The organism is Peribacillus frigoritolerans (assembly GCF_001636405.1).
In the GTDB taxonomy this organism is placed as follows: Bacteria; Bacillota; Bacilli; order Bacillales; family DSM-1321; genus Peribacillus; species Peribacillus frigoritolerans.
Genome location: NZ_KV440950.1, coordinates 4,389,086 through 4,412,390, shown reverse-complemented (window position 1 = coordinate 4,412,390; position 23,305 = coordinate 4,389,086). Strand labels below are relative to the sequence as shown.

General features: G+C 41.4%; 20 protein-coding genes and 1 pseudogene. 17 read left to right on the top strand and 4 right to left on the bottom strand.

What is annotated here, in order from left to right; translation table 11 throughout:
* Positions 1–73 precede the first annotated feature (73 nt).
* The 4 genes from A6755_RS20825 (at position 74) to A6755_RS20810 (ending at position 6,024) form a co-directional block, all read left to right on the top strand.
* Positions 74–1,156, top strand: coding sequence for a carbamoyl phosphate synthase small subunit (locus A6755_RS20825; protein WP_063591832.1), 1,083 nt, complete (start codon positions 74–76; stop codon positions 1,154–1,156).
* Positions 1,149–4,268: a carbamoyl-phosphate synthase (glutamine-hydrolyzing) large subunit gene (gene carB, locus A6755_RS20820; RefSeq protein WP_063591831.1), complete on the top strand. Its 3,120-nt coding sequence runs from the start codon at positions 1,149–1,151 to the stop codon at positions 4,266–4,268. The genes A6755_RS20825 and carB overlap by 8 nt, the downstream gene beginning before the upstream one ends.
* Positions 4,265–5,224, top strand: a complete 960-nt coding sequence (argF, locus tag A6755_RS20815; RefSeq protein ID WP_063591830.1) for an ornithine carbamoyltransferase — start codon at positions 4,265–4,267, stop codon at positions 5,222–5,224. The genes carB and argF overlap by 4 nt, the downstream gene beginning before the upstream one ends.
* Positions 5,225–5,844: 620 nt before the next feature.
* Positions 5,845–6,024, top strand: a complete 180-nt coding sequence (locus A6755_RS20810) for a YjzC family protein (RefSeq protein ID WP_034314546.1) — start codon at positions 5,845–5,847, stop codon at positions 6,022–6,024.
* A 54-nt stretch (positions 6,025–6,078) separates the two neighbouring features.
* Here the strand turns inward: A6755_RS20810 and A6755_RS20805 are convergent, their stop codons facing one another.
* Complete coding sequence (locus tag A6755_RS20805; protein WP_034314544.1) at positions 6,079–6,837, bottom strand: IclR family transcriptional regulator; 759 nt, start codon at positions 6,835–6,837, stop codon at positions 6,079–6,081.
* Between the two features lie 382 nt (positions 6,838–7,219).
* Between A6755_RS20805 and A6755_RS20800 the strand changes: the two genes are divergently transcribed.
* From A6755_RS20800 to clpB, 6 genes and pseudogenes are all read left to right on the top strand, one after another.
* Positions 7,220–8,167: a fumarylacetoacetate hydrolase family protein gene (locus tag A6755_RS20800; protein ID WP_063591829.1), complete on the top strand. Its 948-nt coding sequence runs from the start codon at positions 7,220–7,222 to the stop codon at positions 8,165–8,167.
* Position 8,168: 1 nt separating this feature from the next.
* Positions 8,169–8,660, top strand: coding sequence for a DinB family protein (locus tag A6755_RS20795; protein WP_063591828.1), 492 nt, complete (start codon positions 8,169–8,171; stop codon positions 8,658–8,660).
* Positions 8,661–8,690: 30 nt separating this feature from the next.
* Positions 8,691–9,803 (top strand): cupin domain-containing protein, encoded by a 1,113-nt coding sequence (locus A6755_RS20790; protein ID WP_063591827.1) that lies wholly within the window; start codon positions 8,691–8,693, stop codon positions 9,801–9,803.
* Between the two features lie 126 nt (positions 9,804–9,929).
* Positions 9,930–11,129: an FAD-dependent monooxygenase gene (locus A6755_RS20785; protein WP_084738010.1), complete on the top strand. Its 1,200-nt coding sequence runs from the start codon at positions 9,930–9,932 to the stop codon at positions 11,127–11,129.
* Positions 11,130–11,377: 248 nt separating this feature from the next.
* A pseudogene (locus tag A6755_RS26380) lies at positions 11,378–11,540 on the top strand (transposase); the annotation flags it as partial.
* 373 nt (positions 11,541–11,913) lie between these two features.
* Entirely contained in the window at positions 11,914–14,502 is a 2,589-nt protein-coding gene (gene clpB / locus A6755_RS20780) for an ATP-dependent chaperone ClpB (RefSeq protein ID WP_063591825.1), read from the top strand.
* An 82-nt stretch (positions 14,503–14,584) separates the two neighbouring features.
* On the opposite strand, the gene A6755_RS20775 is transcribed toward clpB, so the two are convergent.
* Positions 14,585–14,776 (bottom strand): YjzD family protein, encoded by a 192-nt coding sequence (locus A6755_RS20775; protein WP_034314532.1) that lies wholly within the window; start codon positions 14,774–14,776, stop codon positions 14,585–14,587.
* Between the two features lie 296 nt (positions 14,777–15,072).
* Between A6755_RS20775 and A6755_RS20770 the strand changes: the two genes are divergently transcribed.
* The 3 genes from A6755_RS20770 to A6755_RS20760 all read left to right on the top strand — a co-directional run bounded on the left by A6755_RS20770 (position 15,073) and on the right by A6755_RS20760 (position 17,136).
* The gene (locus A6755_RS20770; protein WP_063591824.1) at positions 15,073–15,795 is read left to right on the top strand and encodes an alpha/beta fold hydrolase; all 723 of its coding nucleotides are present in this window, start codon (positions 15,073–15,075) and stop codon (positions 15,793–15,795) included.
* A gap of 102 nt (positions 15,796–15,897) precedes the next feature.
* Entirely contained in the window at positions 15,898–16,731 is an 834-nt protein-coding gene (locus A6755_RS20765; protein WP_063591823.1) for a hypothetical protein, read from the top strand.
* A gap of 222 nt (positions 16,732–16,953) precedes the next feature.
* Positions 16,954–17,136 carry a ComZ family protein gene (locus A6755_RS20760; protein ID WP_034314525.1) on the top strand — a complete coding sequence of 61 codons (183 nt, stop codon included), beginning with the start codon at positions 16,954–16,956 and terminating at the stop codon, positions 17,134–17,136.
* 41 nt (positions 17,137–17,177) lie between these two features.
* Here the strand turns inward: A6755_RS20760 and A6755_RS20755 are convergent, their stop codons facing one another.
* Positions 17,178–17,399: a hypothetical protein gene (locus tag A6755_RS20755; protein WP_063591822.1), complete on the bottom strand. Its 222-nt coding sequence runs from the start codon at positions 17,397–17,399 to the stop codon at positions 17,178–17,180.
* A gap of 202 nt (positions 17,400–17,601) precedes the next feature.
* Here A6755_RS20755 and A6755_RS20750 point away from each other — a divergent pair, with 202 nt between their 5' ends.
* From A6755_RS20750 to A6755_RS20735, 4 genes are all read left to right on the top strand, one after another.
* On the top strand, positions 17,602–18,537 hold the full coding sequence (locus A6755_RS20750) for a beta-ketoacyl-ACP synthase III (protein ID WP_063591821.1): 936 nt from the start codon (positions 17,602–17,604) through the stop codon (positions 18,535–18,537).
* A 50-nt stretch (positions 18,538–18,587) separates the two neighbouring features.
* Positions 18,588–19,826: a beta-ketoacyl-ACP synthase II gene (gene fabF, locus A6755_RS20745; protein WP_057275861.1), complete on the top strand. Its 1,239-nt coding sequence runs from the start codon at positions 18,588–18,590 to the stop codon at positions 19,824–19,826.
* 127 nt (positions 19,827–19,953) lie between these two features.
* Positions 19,954–20,718 carry a DUF2268 domain-containing putative Zn-dependent protease gene (locus tag A6755_RS20740; protein ID WP_063591820.1) on the top strand — a complete coding sequence of 255 codons (765 nt, stop codon included), beginning with the start codon at positions 19,954–19,956 and terminating at the stop codon, positions 20,716–20,718.
* A gap of 114 nt (positions 20,719–20,832) precedes the next feature.
* Positions 20,833–21,588 (top strand): YjbA family protein, encoded by a 756-nt coding sequence (locus A6755_RS20735; protein ID WP_034314514.1) that lies wholly within the window; start codon positions 20,833–20,835, stop codon positions 21,586–21,588.
* Positions 21,589–21,834: 246 nt separating this feature from the next.
* Here the strand turns inward: A6755_RS20735 and trpS are convergent, their stop codons facing one another.
* On the bottom strand, positions 21,835–22,821 hold the full coding sequence (gene trpS, locus A6755_RS20730) for a tryptophan--tRNA ligase (protein ID WP_063591819.1): 987 nt from the start codon (positions 22,819–22,821) through the stop codon (positions 21,835–21,837).
* Between the last annotated feature and the right edge of the window lie 484 nt (positions 22,822–23,305).

Sequence of the window (23,305 nt, the reverse complement as noted above, 5' to 3'; positions counted from 1 at the left end):
AATTTTTATAGAATAAAATGAATAATTATGCTATTGTATATATAAATATACATCATCTAAAGAGGTGAAAATCATGAAAAGCTATCTACATTTAGAGAATGGTTCCGTCTTTGAAGGGGAACTGCTGACTACATCGACTGAAAAAACAATCGCTGGAGAGATTGTCTTTTTTACAGGAATGACCGGATATCAAGAAGTGTTGACAGATCCTTCATATAAGGACCAGATTGTCATCTTCACATACCCACTAATCGGAAATTACGGAATCAATGAACATGATTTTGAAAGTAAAAAGCCGCATGTTGCCGGTGTGATTGTATATGAAGGAAATATGAGCCATTCCCATTATCAGGCTAAATATTCAATTGGTGAATATTTAGACAAGTGGAACATTCCTCTTTTAAGCCATGTGGACACAAGAGCGGTCGTTAAGAATATAAGACAGGAAGGTTCCATGCAGGCAGTCATCACAGCTGATGAAAAATACACTGTCGTACCCAGCCTGAATGGTTTATCAGCACATGTAGCTGAGGTATCCACAAAGGTTGTCGAGAAATTTGGTGAAGGCGGCAAGCACGTTGTGATGATGGATTTCGGTTATAAAAAATCAATCTTGGATTCATTGGTCGCTCAAGGCTGCCGAGTCTCTGTCGTACCATTCGATACGGAATTCGAGCAAATCAAGGACTTGAAGCCAGATGGTATTTTGCTTTCAAATGGGCCTGGGGATCCAAAACAGCTTGAATACCTTTTAGGAAACATAAAAAAGATCATTACGAGTTTTCCAACGATGGGCATCTGCCTCGGTCATCAATTAACGGCCCTTGCCTTAGGTGGAAATACAAAAAAAATGCTGTTTGGACATCGTGGTGCGAATCAGCCCGTGGTGGATTTGAAAACGAAACAGGTGTATATGAGTTCGCAGAATCATAGTTATGAGGTTGATGAACCGAGCTTGCAAGGAACATCGCTTCAAGTGAGATTCAGAAACGTGAATGATAACACGGTTGAGGGACTCATGCATGAAGACTTGCCAATCTTCACTACCCAGTACCACCCAGAGGCAAATCCAGGACCTATCGAGAGTTCATTACTATTCAAAGACTTTTTACAAATGATAAATGATTATAGCGGGAGAGAAAAAGCTTATGCCTAAGGACGACACGATACAGACCATTTTAGTGATTGGTTCGGGGCCGATTGTCATCGGGCAGGCCGCCGAATTCGATTATGCAGGTACACAGGCCTGCCTCGCTTTAAAGGAAGAAGGGTATAAAGTCATACTGGTCAATAACAATCCGGCAACGATCATGACTGATGATATGAATGCGGATGCTGTTTATTTCGAACCTTTAACGGTTGATGTACTGGAAAAGATCATTTCCAAAGAAAAGCCGGATGGCCTGCTGGCTACATTAGGCGGTCAAACAGGATTGAATCTAGCTTATCAGTTGGATGATGCTGGAATACTTGAAAAATATAAGGTCAAATTATTGGGAACTCCGATCGACTCCATCAAAAAAGGGGAGGATCGTGAGCTGTTCCGTGAGTTGATGTTTGAAATAGGTGAACCCGTTCCCGACAGTACGATTGTCCATACTCTTGAAGAAGCGCTGGCTTTTGCCGACAAAATCGGTTTCCCCATCATCGTTCGTCCCGCTTATACACTCGGCGGAACTGGCGGCGGTATTGCCGATTCACCGGAAACCTTTAAGGAACTTGTACGGGGCGGACTGCAAGAAAGCCCAATTACACAATGCTTGATTGAAAGGAGCATAGCTGGTTTTAAGGAAGTCGAATATGAGGTTATGCGAGATGGCAACAATACGTGCATCACTATCTGTAATATGGAAAATATCGATCCGGTAGGGATCCATACAGGTGATTCGATCGTCGTGGCACCATCACAGACTTTATCGGACGATGAGTTTCAGATGCTGCGTGCCGCATCCATTAAAATCATCTCTGCTTTAGGGATCATAGGCGGATGTAACATTCAATTTGCACTTGATCCGAATAGCAAGCAATATTATTTAATAGAAGTGAACCCGCGCGTCAGCCGTTCATCGGCACTAGCCTCAAAAGCAACAGGTTATCCCATAGCCCGCATAGCGGCAAAGCTCGCTGTCGGCTACGATTTATCGGAGCTCATCAATCCTGTAACGAAAAGCACATATTCAAGCTTCGAACCTGCGCTTGACTATGTAGCGGTGAAGTTCCCGAGGTGGCCATTCGATAAATTCACGACCGCCGACCGCAAATTGGGAACACAGATGAAGGCAACTGGTGAAGTCATGGCTTTACACCGCAGCTTTGAGGGGGGAGTCCAAAAGGCCGTCGATTCTTTGGAATTGAAAACGATTGGGCTGCAGCTATCATCACTGAAAAATAAAACCGTTCCTGAACTTTGGGGAAAGCTTGCCGAAAAATCGGATGAACGAATCTTTGTCATTTTTGAAATGCTCAGAAAAGGCGTGACGATTGAAGAAATTCATGAAGCGACAGCCATAGATTATTTCTTCCTTAAATCCTTTGCTTCATTGATCCAAAGCGAAATGGAGATTGAAGCTAAGGCAATCGATCATGTAACAAGGGAAGAACTTCAGTCATACAAGGAAAAGGGCTTTTCAGACCGCTATCTTGCTTCCGTATGGAAAGTAAATGAGATGGAGTTGAGGGCACACAGGAAATCACTAAGTGTTACGGCGGTCTACAAAACGGTTGATACATGTGCAGCCGAGTTCGAATCACATACAAACTATCACTATTCAACATATTTTGGTGAGAACGAACAGCAAAAAACGGATAAAAAGAAAGTCTTGATGATTGGCAGCGGCCCGATCCGCATCGGGCAGGGAATAGAGTTTGATTACTGTTCAGTTCACGGTGTTTATGCACTCCAGGATGAAAATGTTGAAACGATCATGATCAATAATAATCCGGAAACGGTAAGCACGGATTTTGCGACAGCAGATCGCCTTTATTTCGAACCGTTGACCCTTGAATATGTTCTTAATGTGATAGAAGCGGAAGACATAAAAGATGTTATCGTCCAATTTGGCGGGCAGACTGCGATAAACCTTGCTAAAGGCCTGGAAGAATACGGTGTCAATTTGTTGGGGACATCCTTCGACACGCTTGATCAATTAGAAGATCGTGATCGTTTTTATCAGCTTCTTCAAAAACTGGATATCCCCCATGTACCAGGTTCAATGGCTAATGGAGAAGAACAATTAATTTCCCGGGCAGAGGCCATCGGCTTTCCGGTACTCTTACGTCCATCCTATGTAATTGGCGGCCAGGGAATGGAAATCATCGGCTCCAAAGAAAGCTTGTTGAATAGAATCGCTAATGGAACGGCACTAGTCTATCCCGTGTTGATCGATTCCTATATTCCAGGGAAGGAAGCCGAAATCGATTTGATTGCTGATGGAAATGATGTTTATATTCCCATCATTGCCGAACATATAGAAAAAGCAGGCGTCCATTCAGGAGATAGCATGGCCTTATTGCCAGCTCAATCCTTAACGGATGATATTAAAGATAAAATGACTCTTTATGCTAAAAAACTAGTTAGTGAACTTGGTTATAAAGGTCTTATGAACATCCAATTCGTGATCGAAGGAAATAGTGTATACGTATTGGAAGTGAATCCTCGTGCAAGTCGAACAATTCCAATCATCAGTAAAGTGACCGATGTAGCTTTGGTGCAAATAGCGACAAAAATATTGCTTGGGAAATATTCATTGTCGAATGCTTTCGAAAAAACGGGCTTAATGGATGAAATTCCATATGCAGTTGTCAAATATCCCGTATTCTCTACTTTTGCACTAAGCGGACTTGATTCGAAGGTAGGTCCGGAAATGAAATCAACAGGTGAAGGAATCGCCATCGGGGAAACGGTAAATGAAGCATTGACAAAAGTGTTCCATGCTCAAAAAGCTAATCATACCACAGGCGTTTATCAATCAGAATCAGTTCAATTAAGTGAAGACCTGTTAGTGCAAATCAAAGAAGCAGGTTTGACATTGGGGAATTCAGGTTTTGATGAATGGTTAAATGAAGGAAATGCGGCGGTCGTTTTGGCATATGGAACAACGGAGGAAGATAAGCAGCTAAGGTTACTTGCAGCGAAATACCGACTGCTTGCTTTTACGGAAGAAGAGACGTTCAAGGCCTATCTGCAATCGGTGGAGAATGCCGATCCAGGGGTTACCTCTCTTCAGGAATGGCTTATACCATATTCGAAAGGAGTGTCACACGTATGAGTTCAATGACGGCACCGACACAAGCGAAGATTTTAAATGGAAAAGATTTTTTGACCATGAAAGAGTCCACACCAACGGCAATTGCAGATTTGTTAAAGCTAGCGCAGACCATTAAAGGCAAATTGCAAGCAGGTGAAGAATATACGCCTTTAAAAGGGAAAACGCTGGGGATGATCTTTGAAAAATCGTCTACCCGTACCCGTGTTTCTTTTGAAGTGGGCATGATGCAACTTGGCGGGCACGCTTTGTTCCTAAGTGGCAATGACTTGCAAATTGGACGTGGTGAAACGATTTCCGATACTGCAAAAGTTCTTTCTGAATACATTGATGGCATCATGATTCGTACCTTCGAGCATGAAAAAATCCTGGAATTGTCAGAAAATGCTTCTATCCCAGTCATCAATGGGTTAACAGATCTTGCACATCCTTGTCAGGTACTTGCAGACTTCTTGACGATCATCGAGATAAAAGGGCAGTTAAAAGGCTTGAAGATGAGTTATATCGGTGATGGCAATAATGTTGCGAATTCATTGATGGTAGGCTGTGCAAAAATGGGAATGGATTTTTCCATTGGGTGTCCTGACGCCTACAAACCTGATGAAAAGGTCGTCGCCTATGCTAAAAAAGTGGCAGAAGAGACTGGCAGTGAAATTTTGGTGACAACCTCAGCTTCGCAGGCCATAAAGGATGCGGATATCGTCTATTCGGATGTTTGGACTTCCATGGGGCAGGAAATCGAGAATGGTATCCGCTTAGAAGCTTTTAAAGATTATCAAATTAATGGTGAGCTAGTAAAACTTGCTAAAGAAGATTATTTATTCATGCATTGCCTGCCTGCACATCGGGAGGAAGAGGTTACGGCTGAAGTCATCGATGGTCCTAATTCCGTCGTTTTCCACCAAGCCGGAAATCGCCTTCATGCCCAAAAGGCGGTCCTTGTGGACTTAATGTCTTAACCAAAAAAGCTTACCTCAGAGATCAGTCACTCAGTTTGTAGAAAAAAAGGTTTCGGAATGGTCTCATTCCGAAACCTTTTTGATTTTATCTGTAGCAGTTAGAGAATAATAACTGGATCAATACTTGGGCACCCTACCTCTAAAACATATCTCCCATCAAGATTAAATGAAAAAGACACTAATTGTTGCCTTCATTTTACGAAACCAATGGTTCTATGGTACCAGTTGATTTAAAGTAATCATTTCAAATTGATCTCGCTAAAATAGAACCATGGTTAGAAAAGCATCTCTATACCTCGAGTTTTAATCCATCTATATTAAAACAAAAAAGACTGCAGGTTAAAACAAAGTTGATTGGAGCGGGTGCTCGAGATTCCTGCGGGAAAAGCGCGTCCAAGGGAGACTCCGCAGTCGCAATGGCGCCGAGGGCGGACCGCCCCGGAAAGCGAGTGCCCTACGTTCCAATCGACGGTCAATTTTTAAAAACTTAAAAAGACGTCTGCTCAGAGAACAGACGCTTTTTAATTCAGCCGAATTTCCTGTATGTTCCTAATTTTTCTGACATGAAAGGTAGGAACCTGGTAATAATAACAGGGAAAGCATGTAAAGGGGTGAAATCTATGGGGCAAAATCGTCAATTTAAGCCAGGTCAGAAGGCACCGAATAATGGGACATACGTAGAAATCGGTGAAACGGGCAGCACGGTAGTGAATCCGAAAATGGTAAAGCTGGATGCAGGGGATTCTTTTCCTGAAACATCCAATCATAATCGGATATGGACCTATAAGCGAAAGCCATGAAACATCAAAAAGCAGGAAAAAGGAATGGTCGCCATCCTTCTTCCTGCTTTTTTTCTATTCAGCGGAATAACCGAATATATTCGAGATTTCCAAACAGCTTTTCCTTAAATAGACGCTTAAAGGATCTTCATAATGATCAGGAATGTTTTCGGTGAACCCAACGGCAGTGATTGCTCCCAACAATTCCGAATTATAATTAAAAACCGGAATGGACATGGAGGAAACGGATGGTACAAGAGGCTCTTTGGCAAAAGCTATTTTGTATGTCCGAATTTCATCATATTCATTCGTTTCATTAAGGAACGAGCCCGTAACATTACGATCTTTTTCAATCCATTCCGCCGTCAAGGAAGGATCCTGAAATACAGTGAATACCTTTCCGGAAGAGGATGATGGCGGAAGTCGTGTACCTAACTGTGCCCCAATGTTTAAGTTTTGATTGGAATTCCATATTTTTGCCGTGATTGGTCCATCATATGTCCAAACGGAAAAAAGGACCGTGCAGGAAGTATGATGACTGATTTCCTGTAAATAAGGAGTTATTCTGCTCGTTATATCCTCATTTCCTATCGCTGCCATTCCGTATTGAATCAATTTGCTCCCAAGGTGATACATACCGGTTGTCTTATCGCGATATAGTAACTCTAGTTGAGTCAAAGTATTCAAATACTTATAGAGGTTACTTTTCGTTATCTCCGTTAATTCCTGAATATCAGAGAATCTTAAAGGAGTTCTGTGGGAAGCAAGTAAATCTATGATGCTCATCCCTATTTGTAATGATTGAATCGTCGAACCGGATTTTACGATTTCCATAAATCAATCTCCCTAATCTGTTTTAATTTAGGTCTAGTATATCAGAATATGTAAAATATACATGAAAATCAGCAGAAAAACGGCCGGATGCTTGAAGCTATCAATATACGTTCCTATTAAATGAATAACGAACTTTTTGATTCCGCAGTACTGATAATGGTGTAGATGATAACATTTGCACAAAAATTTGCAATACTTTCTTGACAATATTCCGAAAATTAAGTTATCATTTATATAAATAGTGAACAAAGTTATCTATTAGTGAAATTAATAAGGTGTACAACCATTCAAATTCTGGTTTGCGAAGCGAGCCCAGCATAATTAGGATGTTGGCATCAAAAAGAGGTTTTAAAAAAATCCAGATTAATAAAGGAGAATGAATATGAAATTAGTAACGTTCAGCAGTCAAGGATTTAAACGCATCGGTGCAATTTACCCGGAAAATGTAGTCGTTGACTTGAACTATGCCTATCAAGCGCTACTTCAAAGCGAAGGGAAACTTCGCAGTGAACAAATTGCTGACGCTTATGTCCCTGCAACAATGGAGGAGTTTTTACAGGGAGGGAATGAAAGCCTTTCCATCGCGCAAAAGGCTGCGGACTACGCTATTAACAATCGTGATTCCTTCAGACATCAATTGGTACATGAAATTGAAAATATAAAGCTTGAGGCCCCTGTCCAAAAGCCAAGCAAAATTATTTGTGTCGGCCATAATTACCGTGAACACATAGCTGAAATGGGCCGTGAACTGCCGCCATTCCCTGTAGTATTCGCAAAGTTCGCCAATACAGTTATCGGTCCCCAGGATGATATACCGTTTTTCCCAATCTCGGAACAACTGGATTATGAAGCGGAATTCGCTTTTGTTGTCGGACAAAGGGCACGTAATGTTTCAAAAGAAGATGCTCTTGATTATGTAGCTGGTTATACAATTGCGAATGATGTCACTTACCGTGATATCCAACGGCGTACACTTGAGTGGCTACAAGGGAAAACGGTTGAAGGAAGTGCTCCAATGGGGCCTTGGTTAGTCACTTCCGATGAACTGTCCGATCCATCGGGCTTGAATGTCCGATTAACGGTAAATGGTGAAGAACGCCAAAAAACGAATACTTCCAACTTCGTATTCGATGTGAAGTATCTAGTTGAATTCTTATCGAACTTAATGACTCTTGAACCAGGTGACATCGTACTAACAGGAACACCGGGTGGGGTAGGAGTAGCCCGTGATCCACAAGTGTTCTTGAAAGATGGTGACGTTGTCAAAATCGAAATCGACAAAATAGGTTATCTTGAAAACCGTGTGAGACGTGTCGGGGAGGGAGAATAAAATGGCTTATCAGGAAATCGGGACATCAATCCAATCAGTGCAACGATCCATCGACCATATTCTTGAGACAACGGCAAACCTACCGGAAGAAACGATCCGATTTAAACCGGCAGAGGATGAATGGTCAATCATGCAGATACTTTCCCATTTAGCTGAAGCCATTCCTTATTGGTTAGGTGAAGTGGAAACTGTAATAGCGATGCCTGGAGCCGGATGGGGGCGTGGATTGCAAGATCCAGCCCGATTGGCGGCGGTTACCGATACTGACAAACTTGCTGTGGATGATGTCATGAAGCAAGTGGAGGAGCTTAAATATAAAGTGGAGAGCGGTCTCGGGAATTTAGATGAAGAAACACTATCCAAAGAATCACCACACCGGAATTTCGCTAAATTCGGAAACAAACCAGTTTCTTATATAGTCGATCACTTCATCGATGAGCATGTTTCAGGACATTATGATCAAATTAAGCGAAATCTTTCTAAAATCCATTGAGGCAAGATAAAAAAGAAAGTAGGGATTAATATGGCTGAAAAATCGGAATACATGAATAGTACAATCGTAAAAGATTTTACAAAGGATATTCAGCAGTATAACCTTGGACCGCTGTGGGAAGCCATTCCCGCTCTGATGGACCATGAACCTAAACCCCATGCGCATGCTTATTTATGGAAAGAAGAGCTTTTGACAAAAAAATTGATGGAAGCGGCTGAAATCTTCACACCTGACCGAGGCGGGGAGCGCAGGGCGATTTATTTTCAAAACCCTGGCCTTACTTATCGCCAGCCTTGGGGATGGGCTTCGACAACACAAACGCTTTATGCAGCGGTCCAGCTACTGTTGCCAGGTGAAGTGGCCCCTTCCCACCGTCATTCCCAAAGTGCACTTCGTTTCATTACGGATGGTGAAGGTGCCTACTCCATCGTGCAGGGAGAAAGGATCTTCATGGAAGAAGGCGATTTTTTGATCACGCCCAAAAACTTATGGCATGGTCATGGACATGTTGGGGAAAAACCAATGATTTGGATGGATGCCCTTGATATCCCAACCATCTATTCCATAGGCGGCACTTTCTTTGAACCATATCCAGATCGGATTGAAACGCCTATGCGGCCGGATAATTTTTCAGAGCTCCGTTATCAAGGCGGAATGGTTCGTCCAGTATCCGACCGTTATTCACAAGTGGCACCGCTTGCCAACTACAAGTGGAAGGGCACCAAAGCAGCGATAGAAGGATTGATGAATTTCGAACCGGATCCATATGAAGGTTTTGCCGTGGAATATATCAATCCATCAAATGGCCAGACGGCCAATCCGACGATGGGGGCATGGATGCAGAAACTTCCTAAAGGTTTCCATACGAAAGCCCATCGCCATACCCATTCCACGATTTATCAAGTGCACCAAGGATCAGGATATACGGTCATTAATGGAGTGCGTTTTGACTGGTCCAAGGGAGATTATTTCGTCGTTCCGAATTGGGCATGGCATGAGCACGTTGCAGAAGCGGATTCTTACTTATTCTCGGTAAACGACATACCAATAATGGAAAGATTCGATTTGGAACAGCAACAAGCATTAGACACAAACAATGGGTACCAAAAGGTTGAAAGTGAATTCAAGCCTGTTTTGGTATGAAAATAATCGGTTTGGAATCTTCAGCTAAGATACTAGTGAATAGATGAATGTCATTCAAATGAAAACGCTTACCGTGAGAGTGGTCCGCAACTTTGGCTAAAACAACTAATATAGGGGGAATTGATGATGAACACAGAAAAAAAACCATTCATCGTTATCGGTGGGGGAATTGGCGGATTGGCAACTGCTTTAGGAATCGCAGAAACAAAACAGTATGTAAAAGTCCTAGAACAAGCTCCCGAATTTGGGGAAATTGGTGCAGGGATTCAGCTTGCAGCAAATGCCACCAACGTATTGCTGCGTTTAGGTGTCATGGATAAAATCAATGATATTGCAGTATTTCCAAAAAGATTGGTTCTGATGGACGCCTTTTCCGGAAAAGAGCTTTCCGCTTTGGATTTAGGTGATGTTTATAAAGAAAGATATGGAGCTCCGTATGTTGTTTTGCATCGTTCCGATTTGCATAAAGTATTGGCTGAAGCCTGTGAAAAGAACCCGTATATCGAACTGGTCACGAATCAAACCATTATTGAGACAGTAGAGTATGAAGGTGAAGTGACGGTTACTTCTGCCAACGGGTACCAACATTCAGGAACTGCTGTCATTGGAGCCGATGGATTATGGTCCAAGGCACGGAAACTTTTTGTGGAAGATCAGCCGGTCTGCTCTCAATATGTTGCATACAGGGGAGCGATTCCGATGGAGGAGGTTACGAGCCATGGGGATTTAGATGATGTATACATGTGGATTGGGCCAGACCTTCATCTTGTTCAATATCCGGTTAGAAGGGGAGAACTTTATAACCAAGTAGTGGTTTTTAAAAGTTCTCAATATACGGAAGAAAACGAAAAAACAGATCAATGGGGAAAACCGGAAGAAATGGACCGTGTATTTGCCGGAACTTGTGAGCTTGTTCAGAATGCGATTTCATTCATTCAAAGACAACGCCGTTGGCCGATGTATGACCGTTTACCAATTGATAATTGGACAAAAGGAAGAATTACGCTTATGGGCGATGCGGCACATCCGATGCTTCAATACTTGGCACAAGGCGCTTGCCAGGCTTTAGAAGATGCAGCTTATTTGTCTGATATGCTCCATAAGCATGGGAATGACATTGAACAGGCATTTTTGGAATACCAGGAGGAACGCATTCCACGTACGGCTAATGTTCAAACAAGTGCAAGAATGTGGGGGGAAATCATCCACAATACGACCGATGCAGGCATTCTGCTCCGAGATACGATCCTTGCAGGTCGGACGGATAGGGATTTCCAATTCGTCGATGAATTTCATGGTTACAATAAAACGGCCGTGAAAGCATAACCATTTTGTTTCATCCATAAAGGAATGTATCCATGTTACAAATGGGTCTGCCTTTCTTCTATATGAAGAAAGGCTCAGTTTGTAGACAAAAGGGGTTCGGAATTAAAAAATTCCGAACCCCTTTTAAAATTCCCTTGAAATTTTGACCAAAGGATAAGAGATTTGGGCTCTCGAGCCATTATGATAAGCCATATTAGTACCTTTCCATGTCCAAGTGGATCATCTGCGTCATCATCAAGATGTAAAACCAACGCAAAGAAACGATTGAGCGTGTATTCGCAGATGCAAAAGAAAAGCATGGTATGCGTTGGACTACTTTAAGGGGACCCTGAAAAATTGTCGATGCAAGCGATGCTTACTTTCGCTGCCATTCATTTAAAGAAGATGGATCCTCATCACCTCAAGTTTTAATAGTTCTATTTTAAAACAAAAAAGACTGTAGGCAAAAGGAGTTCTATCTGAAATTTTAAACATAGTCGATTGGAGCGGGTGTGCGAGACTCCTGCGGGAATAGCGAGTCCAAGGGAGACCCCACAGGCGCAAGTCTCCCGGACCGCCCGCGGAAAGCGAGTGCCCTACGTTCCAATCAACGTCCAAATTTGTACAGTCTGAGCCTTTCTTCTATATGAAGAAAGGCTTTTTCCGTTTATTTTCCAAACTACTGCATTTCTTATAACTTTCCTTTACATGGGGAGAATTAGAAGTATAATGAAAATATAAAGGTCAAAATTGGTCAAACCAAGTGGGGATTCGTTCATGATATAGATGAATGGGAGGTTTCAAGATGGATATTAATAAAATGACGGAGAGAACCCAACAGGCATTCACTGGCGGTCAGGAACTAGCCAATGAAAGAGGGAATCCCGAGCTGACGGAGCTTCATTTATTAAAGGCCTTAATGGAGCAGGATGAAAGTTTATTAATCAGGATTTTATCGGAATCTGGTAAATCGGTGAATCTATTTGATATAGAGCTGAATAAGGAATTGGATAGATTACCGGAAGTGAGCGGGGGTGTTTCCCAGGTTTACATGTCATCCTCCCTACAGCAAATCCTGACGGCTGCCGAAAAGGAAATGCAGATGTGGGAGGATGAATACTTATCTGTCGAACATATACTGCTTGCGTCTTTGCAAGTCAATAGAACGAATGTAAACAGGCTATTTTCATCATATGGAATTGATTATGATAAAGCAAAACGGGTTATAAGCGATATAAGGGGGAATCAGCGAGTGACTAGTCAAAATCCTGAAAGCACTTATGAAGTACTGAAAAAATACGGCAGAGATCTCGTTGCTGAGGTTAAATCGGGTAAGGTCGATCCAGTAATCGGTCGAGATACGGAAATCCGTAACGTCATCCGGATCCTTTCACGGAAAACGAAAAATAATCCTGTTTTAATAGGAGAACCTGGAGTAGGTAAAACAGCGATTGTCGAGGGGTTGGCTCAAAGGATCGTCAGGAAGGATGTGCCGGAAGGTTTAAAGGATAAGACCGTTTTTTCACTCGATATGAGTGCACTTGTCGCAGGGGCCAAATTCCGAGGTGAATTTGAGGAACGCCTAAAAGCGGTGTTGAATGAGATCAAGAAGAGTGATGGAAAAATTCTCTTATTCATTGATGAATTGCATACAATTGTCGGTGCAGGAAGAACGGATGGCGCCCTTGATGCCGGAAATATGTTAAAGCCGATGCTTGCGCGCGGTGAGCTGCATTGTATCGGTGCAACGACCCTTGATGAATATCGGCAATATATTGAAAAGGATCCGGCTCTGGAACGCCGTTTCCAACAGGTTCTGGTTCCTGAACCGGATGTTGAAGATACGATTTCAATTTTGCGGGGATTAAAGGAACGGTTTGAAATTCATCATGGCGTCAGGATACATGATCGGGCAATCGTTGCAGCCTCTGTCCTTTCGAACCGATATATAACGGAGCGATTTTTACCGGATAAAGCGATCGATCTAGTGGATGAAGCTTGTGCGATGATCCGCATGGAAATCGACTCCATGCCATCCGAGTTGGATGAAATCACGAGAAAAGTCATGCAACTTGAAATTGAAGAAGCGGCCCTGAAAAATGAAGACGACCCTCAAAGCAAAGCAAGGCTGGAAGTGCTTCAAAAAGAACTATCAGAACTTCAGGATCAAGCGAATAGCATGAAATCAAAGTGGCAAATGGAGAAATCAGCGCTTCAAAAGGTGCAGGACAAACGTGAAGAGCTTGAGAAACTGCGTCATGAACTGGAACAGGCAGAGAATGACTATGACCTTAACCGGGCAGCTGAACTTCGGCATGGAAGGATTCCGCAGCTTCAAAAAGAATTGGAAGCAGTGGAAGACGAATTGGAAAAGGAAAAACAGGAATCACGATTGCTTCGCCAGGAAGTGACGGAGGAGGAAATTGCCTCGATTGTGGCAAGGTGGACAGGGATTCCGGTAAGCAAGCTGGTGGAAAGTGAAAGGGAGAAGCTGCTTCGCCTATCAGATATCCTGCATGAACGCGTAATCGGTCAAGGAGAAGCGGTGGAACTCGTATCCGATGCTGTTTTAAGAGCAAGGGCTGGAATAAAAGATCCAAACAGACCAATCGGTTCATTCATTTTTCTTGGGCCGACTGGTGTCGGTAAAACCGAATTGGTAAAAGCTTTGGCAGAAACATTATTCGATAGTGAGGAACATATGATTCGAATTGATATGTCGGAATATATGGAGAAACATTCCGTGTCCCGACTTGTTGGTGCACCTCCCGGTTATGTTGGATTTGAGGAAGGCGGCCAGCTTACGGAGGCAGTTAGGAGAAACCCCTACTCGGTCATATTATTGGACGAAATTGAAAAGGCGCATCCGGAAGTCTTCAATATTTTACTGCAAATGTTGGATGATGGAAGAATAACAGACTCCCAAGGCAGAACAATCAACTGTAAAAATACGGTGATCATCATGACTTCCAATATCGGTTCCCATTTCTTATTGCAATCCAACCGGGTGGATGGTGGCATTGAAGAAGAAATAAAAGATCAGGTCTTTAAAGAATTAAGAGGGCATTTCCGTCCGGAATTTTTGAATCGAGTTGATGATATTGTTTTATTCAAACCTCTGACAAAACAAGAAATCGTTGAAATCGTAGATAAAATGGTTCATCAATTACAAGTGAGGTTAACTGAACAAAATATAGTCCTCAACGTCACAAAAGCGGCTAAGGAATTCATTGCGGACCAGGGATATGATCCGGTATATGGAGCAAGACCGCTGAAGCGTTTCATCCAAAAGCATCTCGAAACGAAAATCGCCCGTAAAATCATAGCTGGGACTGTTGAGCTTAAAGAAGGAATCACGATTGATTATGATCATGATGAATTGGTCCTCATATAAAAACGTCGCCATGCAGTTTACCCGTAAGCAAAGTATGGTATAACAAAAAGGACATCCTAAAAAGGATGTCCTCTTTTGCTTCTTAATGTTGATGGGAGTCTTTAGCTGGCCCAGCAGGCAAGATAGCAGGGATGATAAGAATAAGGATAGCAGCAGCCAATCCTAAAATAGTTCCCTGCGCAGCATCGTATGAAACTCCGATCATGGAAGAAACAACATATACAGTCATATGCACTAATAAGAATGTCCAAAAAATTGTCCAAGCATAACGCATCGAATTTCACCTCATTCCACTACATTCATTTTTATCTTACCATAATTAATATACAGTTAAAACGTGTTTTTAATAATAACCTTTAAATTATTCAATACATTACATCATAAGAGAATTTTTTTTGGCATACAAGTTGGTTCAAAACTTCAAAAAGGAAATTATAGGGGAAAATAAAAGCAAAAATCGTCCCTGCTTGGTTAATTTAAGATAAGAAGTTAGGCGTTTCCACTGACCCTTTCTATTTTTCGTCATAAATTAATATAGTAGTAGTAATATTCCTTAAAGGAGTTAGAACGATGGAACAACGAACTTTTCAAATTGATGACCAGTGGAATATCATCTATTATCCAGAGCGGCCCAGTGGTTTTTCCGTAATGGTAATTGGAGACCGTAGTCATTTTGTCGAAAAAGACAGCAGCTTTTGGCTGCAGCATCCTGGGAGGCTGCAGATATTGGAATATTTAAAGGAATACGGATACACGCTGTTTTCATCCAATTTTCACGGAGCCAACTGGGGCAGTCCTAAAGCACTGGACCTTTCCCTTAACCTATATATTCTTTTCATGAAAAAAGAAATAGTCAATCAAAGGGTTCATATATTGGCAGAGGGGACAGGCGCACTTCTTGCCCTAAAGTTAATGAATGAACTTGGAAATAAAATTCGGTCTGTCGTATTGATTGATCCGGTTTTTTCCTTGAAAGCACAATTGGAGAAAGAAAAGGAAAATAAGTTCTTCTATAAAAAGTGGCTGTCCGAGGTTGCTGCTGCATATGAGCTTGAACCTGCAGAATGTGAGAAGCATATCCTGGACACTGAAGATTCAGTAATCGCAGAGAATATCCCCATGAAAGTGATTCAGGTTTTTGGAAGCTTACGGAAAGAGCAAGCCTCCCTTTATCGGCAAATCCAGCTGGCAAGAAAAGCAGAACTGCAGCTGACGTATATATTGCCCGAAAAACGTTATAAAATCCCCTATCAAATACAAAAGTTTTTCAATGAGAATGAAGAGATTTTATGAGAAGAGATATATTTTTACAATAGTTTGCATACGATACAGCATCTAAAAAAACTAGACGTGCCGGGTGAAGTGGGCTTGATGGCATACGAGGAGGCTGTATTTATGCAAACAAACATTGTCATTGGCACTTATCGATTTGTGGGATTCTATGTGACTCAATATTTTTTGAACCAAGGGAAAGAAGTAATTGGAATCGATTGGGATGATTCCGAAGCAAATCAATATATTATGGAAGAAAAAGAACTTGAAATAGGAAGGAATTCAAATTTTATATACTTTCCGATAAATAAACTTAAATTATTGGATATTTCACAGGAGGACACGGTGTTCATCTCTTGCTACGATATTCAAAGCGGCAAAATGGGGAAAATCGATTTTCTGATAGGCGAAATCGTTTCCTTCATTGAGAAATTCAAAAATGGCAAGAATGAAACGCCCAATTTCGTTCTTTTCATGCCCATTGAAAAAGATGTCAGTATTTTCCATTCCATATTAAGCTCGATTCGTGAAATCGATTCCGCAAAAATCATATTTTTACCGACGATTTATGGACCTTGGCAATCGGAAGGCATGAGCTTTGAAGCTGGAATCAATCAGCTTGGGCAGTCTGATATCAAAGCGGCAATTGCTGCCGAATATACCTTTGATGCTCTCTATATCACTGATTTTGTTAATGCCTTGGAAGCGGTGCTAACCTCAGGTTCTGATAGGGACATCCAATTGTGCAGCTCTATTGATGATCATTGGAATGAATGTGCCAAGCTAATATTTGGTGAAAGCATGGATTCATTCACTCCCCAACAATCAACAACTAAAATCAATAAAGGAACAATATTTGAAGTGCAATGCAAAATGGAACCGGAAGAAGGCATTGCATTACAAAAAAAACATAATAAACGATTAAACTTACTTAAAAAGTGGAGAAAGCGTGATTAAAAAAATATTTTCGTTATTTGAGAAGAACAAAACGGTATATTTGCCTCTAATCTATATGTCTTGTACTATAATGTACAAGGGTAGGAAGAACATCAAAAGATATCCATGATTTTATATGTGCGCCCTTTACGAAAGGGTTCTGTGGAATTATGATATTATTGAGCTTTATTTGGGCATCACAAATCAATTGATGAATATTCAAAAGATTGGGGGGAAACGCGAATGAGTTCAGATAAAACTCTTGAATTTATGGGAATCGCCATGAAATACTTCCCAGAGGCTAAAGCGAAGCTTGAGGCAAGCGGGATTCCATTTTCAATGGAGATGGCAGAGCCATTCATGGAGCTCTTTAAAAGCGTAATGCAAGAAGCTTATGAGCTTGGCAAACAAGATGCTCAGCGTTAATTAAAGGCAGGCTGTCCCGATAAAGGGCAGCCTTAATTTTTTTATTCTTTTTTCAAGAACTTGGCAATCAATGGATCCAGATTGATTTTATCAATGGCCGGTTTGTATTGACTGTACAAGCCCATCAATGTTTCAACGCTCGCCAACAATTGCAAGTAATCAACCTTCGATTCCTCTTGCTCCGGTTCGGGTTTCCTGCCAAACATCAAATTCGAAAAATGATCATCCGGGTTTCTTTCGCGGTTGCGATTGAAAATGTCCACAATGAGTCCTCCTTTACTCCTTTTATTTATAATGTATGTCCCTGAATTTCCCCTGGCATAGGCGGTTGACCGACTTCCGAAAGAGATTTCTTTAGCCTTTCAAATTGTTAACTCTTGCAAGGAAGTCTTTTTTTATATAAAATTAGTACCAGGTAATAATAGATGATTATAATAACTCATTAAAATATAAGGGGATGGCAAGATGAATGCTGGAATACTAGGGCTTGGCCGCTACTTACCCGACAAAATCGTTACAAATGCGGATTTAGAAAAAATTATGGACACTTCTGACGAGTGGATCCGGACCAGGACGGGTATCGAGGAAAGAAGAATTGCAAATGATGATATTGATACATCAGATATGGCTTATGAAGCCGCAAAGGCTGCATTGAAAAATGCGGAAATTTCGGCTGAAGAGATAGATATGATTCTTGTGGCTACCGTTACACCTGATCAGTCGTTTCCTTCTGTCGCTTGCATGATTCAAGAGAAATTGGGAGCGATGAAGGCAGCTGCAATGGATGTAAGTGCGGCATGTGCCGGATTTATGTATGCAATGATCACGGCACAGCAATTTATTAAGACAGGTGCATATAAGCATGTGTTGATTGTCGGTGTTGAAAAACTTTCGAAAGTAACCAATTGGGAAGACCGTAATACTGCTGTCCTTTTTGGTGACGGAGCGGGTGCAGCTGTACTTGGACCTGTATCTGATGGCAAAGGGGTCCTTTCCTTTGAATTAGGCGCAGATGGAACCGGCGGGAAGCACTTATTACAGGAAGGAGATTTCATTCATATGAATGGACGTGAAGTATTTAAATTTGCTGTCCGTCAGATGGGGGAATCCAGCCTGGGCGTATTGGACAAAGCTGGTTTGACAAAGGAAGATGTGGATCTGCTTGTTCCGCATCAAGCAAACATACGCATAATGGAAGCCTCAAGGGAACGCCTGGGTCTCCCGCTTGAAAAAATGACAAAAACGGTGCATAAATATGGAAATACTTCATCAGCGTCCATTCCAATGGCCCTTGTGGAAGAAATGGAAGCAGGAAGATTAAAGGACAATGACTTAATCGTCATGGTCGGTTTTGGTGGTGGCCTTACATGGGGAGCGATCGCTCTTAGGTGGGGTAAATAAAAGAAGAAACAAATCGTAAGAGCTTTAAAAATAGGAAGGAGCCATTTTCAATGACTAATCGTCGTGTAGTTGTAACAGGTATTGGAGCAATCTCTCCAGTTGGTAATGATGCAGAAACTGGATGGAAGAATATAATCGAGGGGAAATCGGGAATAGGGCCTTTAACTCGTTTGAATGCTGAAGAATATCCCGTTAAAGTGGCTGCTGAAATCAAGGACTTTGATATAGAAACATATATAAATCGTAAAGAAGCTCGCAAAATGGACCGTTTTACGCATTATGCAATTGCAGCTTCCGTTATGGCATATAATGATAGCAAGCTGGAAATAACCGATGAAAATGCTGCACGTGTCGGGGTCTGGATCGGTTCGGGTATCGGCGGGCTGGAGACACTTGAAACACAGCATGAAAACTTTTTAAACAGGGGATATAAACGGGTTAGCCCATTTTTCGTTCCAATGATGATACCGGACATGGCAGCCGGCCAGGTTTCTATCTTACTGGGTGCAAAAGGAATCAATTCATGTACGGTAACAGCCTGTGCAACAGGAACAAATTCAATTGGTGATGCGTTTAAAGCCATTCAACGGGGTGATGCCGATGTCATGATTACAGGCGGGGCCGAAGCGCCAATCACAAAAATGTCGGTTGCAGGCTTCTGTGCAAATACGGCTTTATCGACAAATCCTGATCCACAAACCGCTAGCCGTCCTTTCGATCTTAACCGTGATGGTTTCGTAATAGGTGAAGGAGCTGGAATCATCGTTCTGGAAGACCTTGAACATGCATTGAATAGAGGAGCCAATATTTATGCTGAAATAGCTGGTTATGGCTCAACTGGAGATGCCTTCCATATTACCGCTCCGGCACCAGGTGGAGAAGGCGGTGCAAGAGCCATGAAAATTGCAATTGAGGATGCAGGTTTGAATCCGGAAGACATCCAATATGTGAATGCCCATGGAACGAGTACGCCATACAATGACAAATACGAAACGATGGCAGTCAAAGAAGTCTTTGGCGACCATGCTAATAAACTTGCGATAAGTTCTACTAAATCAATGACAGGACACATGTTAGGGGCAGCAGGCGGTGTGGAAGCAATATTCACGATTCAGGCAATCAGGGACAGCATTTTGCCTCCAACCATCAATATTGAAACACCAGACCCTGAGTGTGATTTGGACTATGTCCCGAATCAAGCAAGGAAGGGCGAAATTAATGCAGCCATCAGCAATTCACTTGGATTCGGTGGACATAACGCAACGATTCTTTTCAAGAAATATCAATAAGTTTTGAATGAAGAGCAGATCATTTTGGGATCTGCTCTTTTTTAGGTTGAAGTGAAAAGGGATATATTGTGTCATCCGCCTTCATTAAATCATACGATAGTCAATAGAAGCGGAGGTGTATGGGGAAATGGGAGTCATTTCAACCAATGAATGGATGAGGAAGGATTTCAACCGGCCGATCCAGATGATGGAAAGACTTAAAAGCACTTTCAACGATACCCTTGATGCTGAAATGATTTATCATCATTTATTGAAGCATGGCATGTATTCGCCGAATCAAAAAACAAAACTCACATGGGAAGACTTACAGGAAAACGATGTATGGGAAAAAACACAAAGCTTGTTTACAGCTTATAGGAAGCTATGGGGAGGGCCAGATGTTCCCATATATATTTTCCCGCTCATGTCTACAGGGATATGGAATAAAAAAGTTGAAACGAAGTCAGGGTTGGCCTTTAAAGATAAACTATTCCTTTTTTACGGAAAGGGGATAGCCGAAAAGGAAATGGAGGCCCTGTTGATTCATGAATACCATCATGTTTGCCGTCTGCATCATTTGAAAAAGGACCAAAAAGAATTCACTCTCCTTGATACGATGATCATGGAAGGACTGGCGGAAAGAACGGTGGGAAAATATTTAGGAACAAAATATTTAGCGAATTGGACTAAGTTATATCAGGAAGATAAACTACGAGAATATTGGAGAAAGCATTTAGAGGAAAAGCACACGATAAAACGTACAGATCCTCTTCATGATGTACTTCTGCTTGGGACGAAAGGATATCCATATATGCTTGGATACTGTAGTGGCTATTACCTGGTGAAAAATTTTGAAAAACTCTCCGTGAAAAGATCATTCATTATTCAATCTGAAGAATTCTTATCAAAATAGAGCTATTATATACGTTCTTTTTTTCTTAATCTGTTTTCTAGAATAGGAATAAATTGTATGGTTCCTGCCTATACTGATTGACAAACAGAAATTTGTTTAAGTGAGGGATGAATGATGCTATATCTTCATGATGTATGGGTTAACTGGTTTGAAGGAGAAGAAAACGGCTATAATATTTGTCATTTTCATGAATGGAGGAAAGATGACGGGATCGAACTACTAGATCAAGTTCCTTTGTTGAAAGTGTCATCAACATTGTTCCACTACATAGAAAACGACTTGTCAGAATTACCTAAGCCATTGCTGAATGATGTTTATCAAAAAGCATATGCAAGGAAAAATCATGAGCGAATTCAGCTTGACTATTGTTTTATCGTGACTGACGGAAATGGAATTTTAGCTGTTGATACGATAGGTTATCATATTCCGATTAGGAAAAGCAGAATAATTCCCCGGCAGGAACAAATTGTTTATGACATGATAGAAAACCATGATGAGATGGATTACACCTTTACTGAAAAACCTACATCTGAGAAAGAATATCATATTTTGTCGCCGTCTCCCTTATTCATGAACGGTTTGACAAGAAAAGAAAGACAGCTTAAGCAATTGCTATTCATGGCCATGGACCAATTATTCACGGCGAAAAACACTGCTGAAATCCGTTATTGGTACACAGAATGGGCCCCTGAGAAATATGAAAGCATTCAAGAAATGGATTTTCAGATAGCTTGGCTTGAGTTATATGAAGAAATGAAGGAAGGCTGGTCAGAGAAGCACCTTCAACTTTGTGAAAACCTTGTGAAGGGGCAGCCTTTTTTTGAAAAGCTTTGGCAAGTGGAGGCTGGCGATAGCCCATCGATTTTATGAACAAAAAAGACGATCCGTTGAGGATAAGTCTCAGACTGTAGACAGACTTGATGAAAATCGAATCTGTCTACAGTTTTTTATGTACAATTGAAAATTTGCCTGAGCCCGCGGAGGAGTGACATATTTGGTGAAAATGTGAGAAAGAATCAAGAGAAGTTAATTTCTCCAAACAAACAAAAGGTTTCGGAATGATACCATTCCGAAACCTTTTTGTTTACACACTGAGACGATAAGGATTGTCTTCCTTTATCTCTTTCTGCCAAGTCCCATGCCATTATACATTTTTCTGATCATTTTATTGGCTTCAATATTCGCCTTTTCTGCACCGCGGTCCAGAATTTCATCCAATTCAGGTGAATCGATCAATGCATTATAGCGTTCTTGGATTGGTAGGATTTCTCCAAGAACCACCTCAGCCAAATCACTTTTAAAGTCACCATAGCCTTTGCCCTCATACATCTCTTCAATTTCTGAATAGGATTTTCCACTGAAAATGGAGTATATGGACATCAGGTTGGAAACACCTGCTTTGTTTTCCTTATCGTAACGGACAATTCCTTCCGAATCGGTAACTGCGCTCTTGATGTTTTTTTCGATTTGTTTCGGATCATCCAATAAGGCAATCGTCGCCTTTTTATTAGGATCGGATTTGCTCATTTTCTTGTTTGGTTCCTGAAGGGACATGATACGGGCCCCTTCTGTAGGGAGGCTGATTTCCGGGATTTTAAATATGTCATTATGCTTTTTATTGAATCGTTCAGCCAAATCGCGTGTCAATTCTAGATGCTGTCTTTGATCTTCCCCGACAGGGACCACATCTGTACTATAAAGGAGAATATCGGCAGCCATCAACGGCGGGTAAGTGAGCAGTGCTGCGGATACCCCTTCTTTGCCAGCGGATTTGTCCTTGAATTGTGTCATTCTCTCAAGTTCCCCGATATAGGATATACTCTGTAAAATCCAGCCTGCCTGTGCATGCGCTGGTACTTCTGATTGAATGAAGATGGTATTCTTTTCAGGATCCAGGCCAATGGCCAGATATAAAGCAGCCAATGTTTTAATGTTTTTCCTTAACTTGATGCGGTCTTGTGGAACTGTAATTGCATGTTGGTCAACAATACAAAAGAAACATTCATATTCATTTTGTAAGTTAACGAATTGTTTCATGGCTCCAATGTAATTTCCTAAAGTAACGGAACCGGATGGCTGAATGCCGGAGAAAATCCTTTTCAACTGCTAGTCACTCCTCTAAATACGTTTATTGATAAATGGATATTCGTTCTTCATTATTGTAAGGATAAATAGAAAATGAATCCACATTCTTTGAAAGAAATGTGCATGTTCCTTTGTGGGGAAACGCTCATTTGAATCTTGTGGAGGGCCGTTTTGTCCTGTATCGATGCCATTTTGAGAATACGAAATGTCCACTATACTGTATTTTAGCATTTATTCATATTAAATGTATAATCGAAACGGAAATCAAGCCAATAGAAAGGATTTTCCGTTTCTTTTTTTTGACATGGAAGAAATGAAGGCTTCAAGGAAAATCAAACCGTTTAACATATATCACAATGAGCAGACCATTTTAGGGAAGGATACTCACAAGGGAATACAGGATTGTGAACGTATTCTTAAGCTGAAAATTTGTAAAGCAGTTTTTTTAATTATTTATCATATATAGGAGTAAAGTTAATTGTTTGTGGTATTAAAGAAAGGG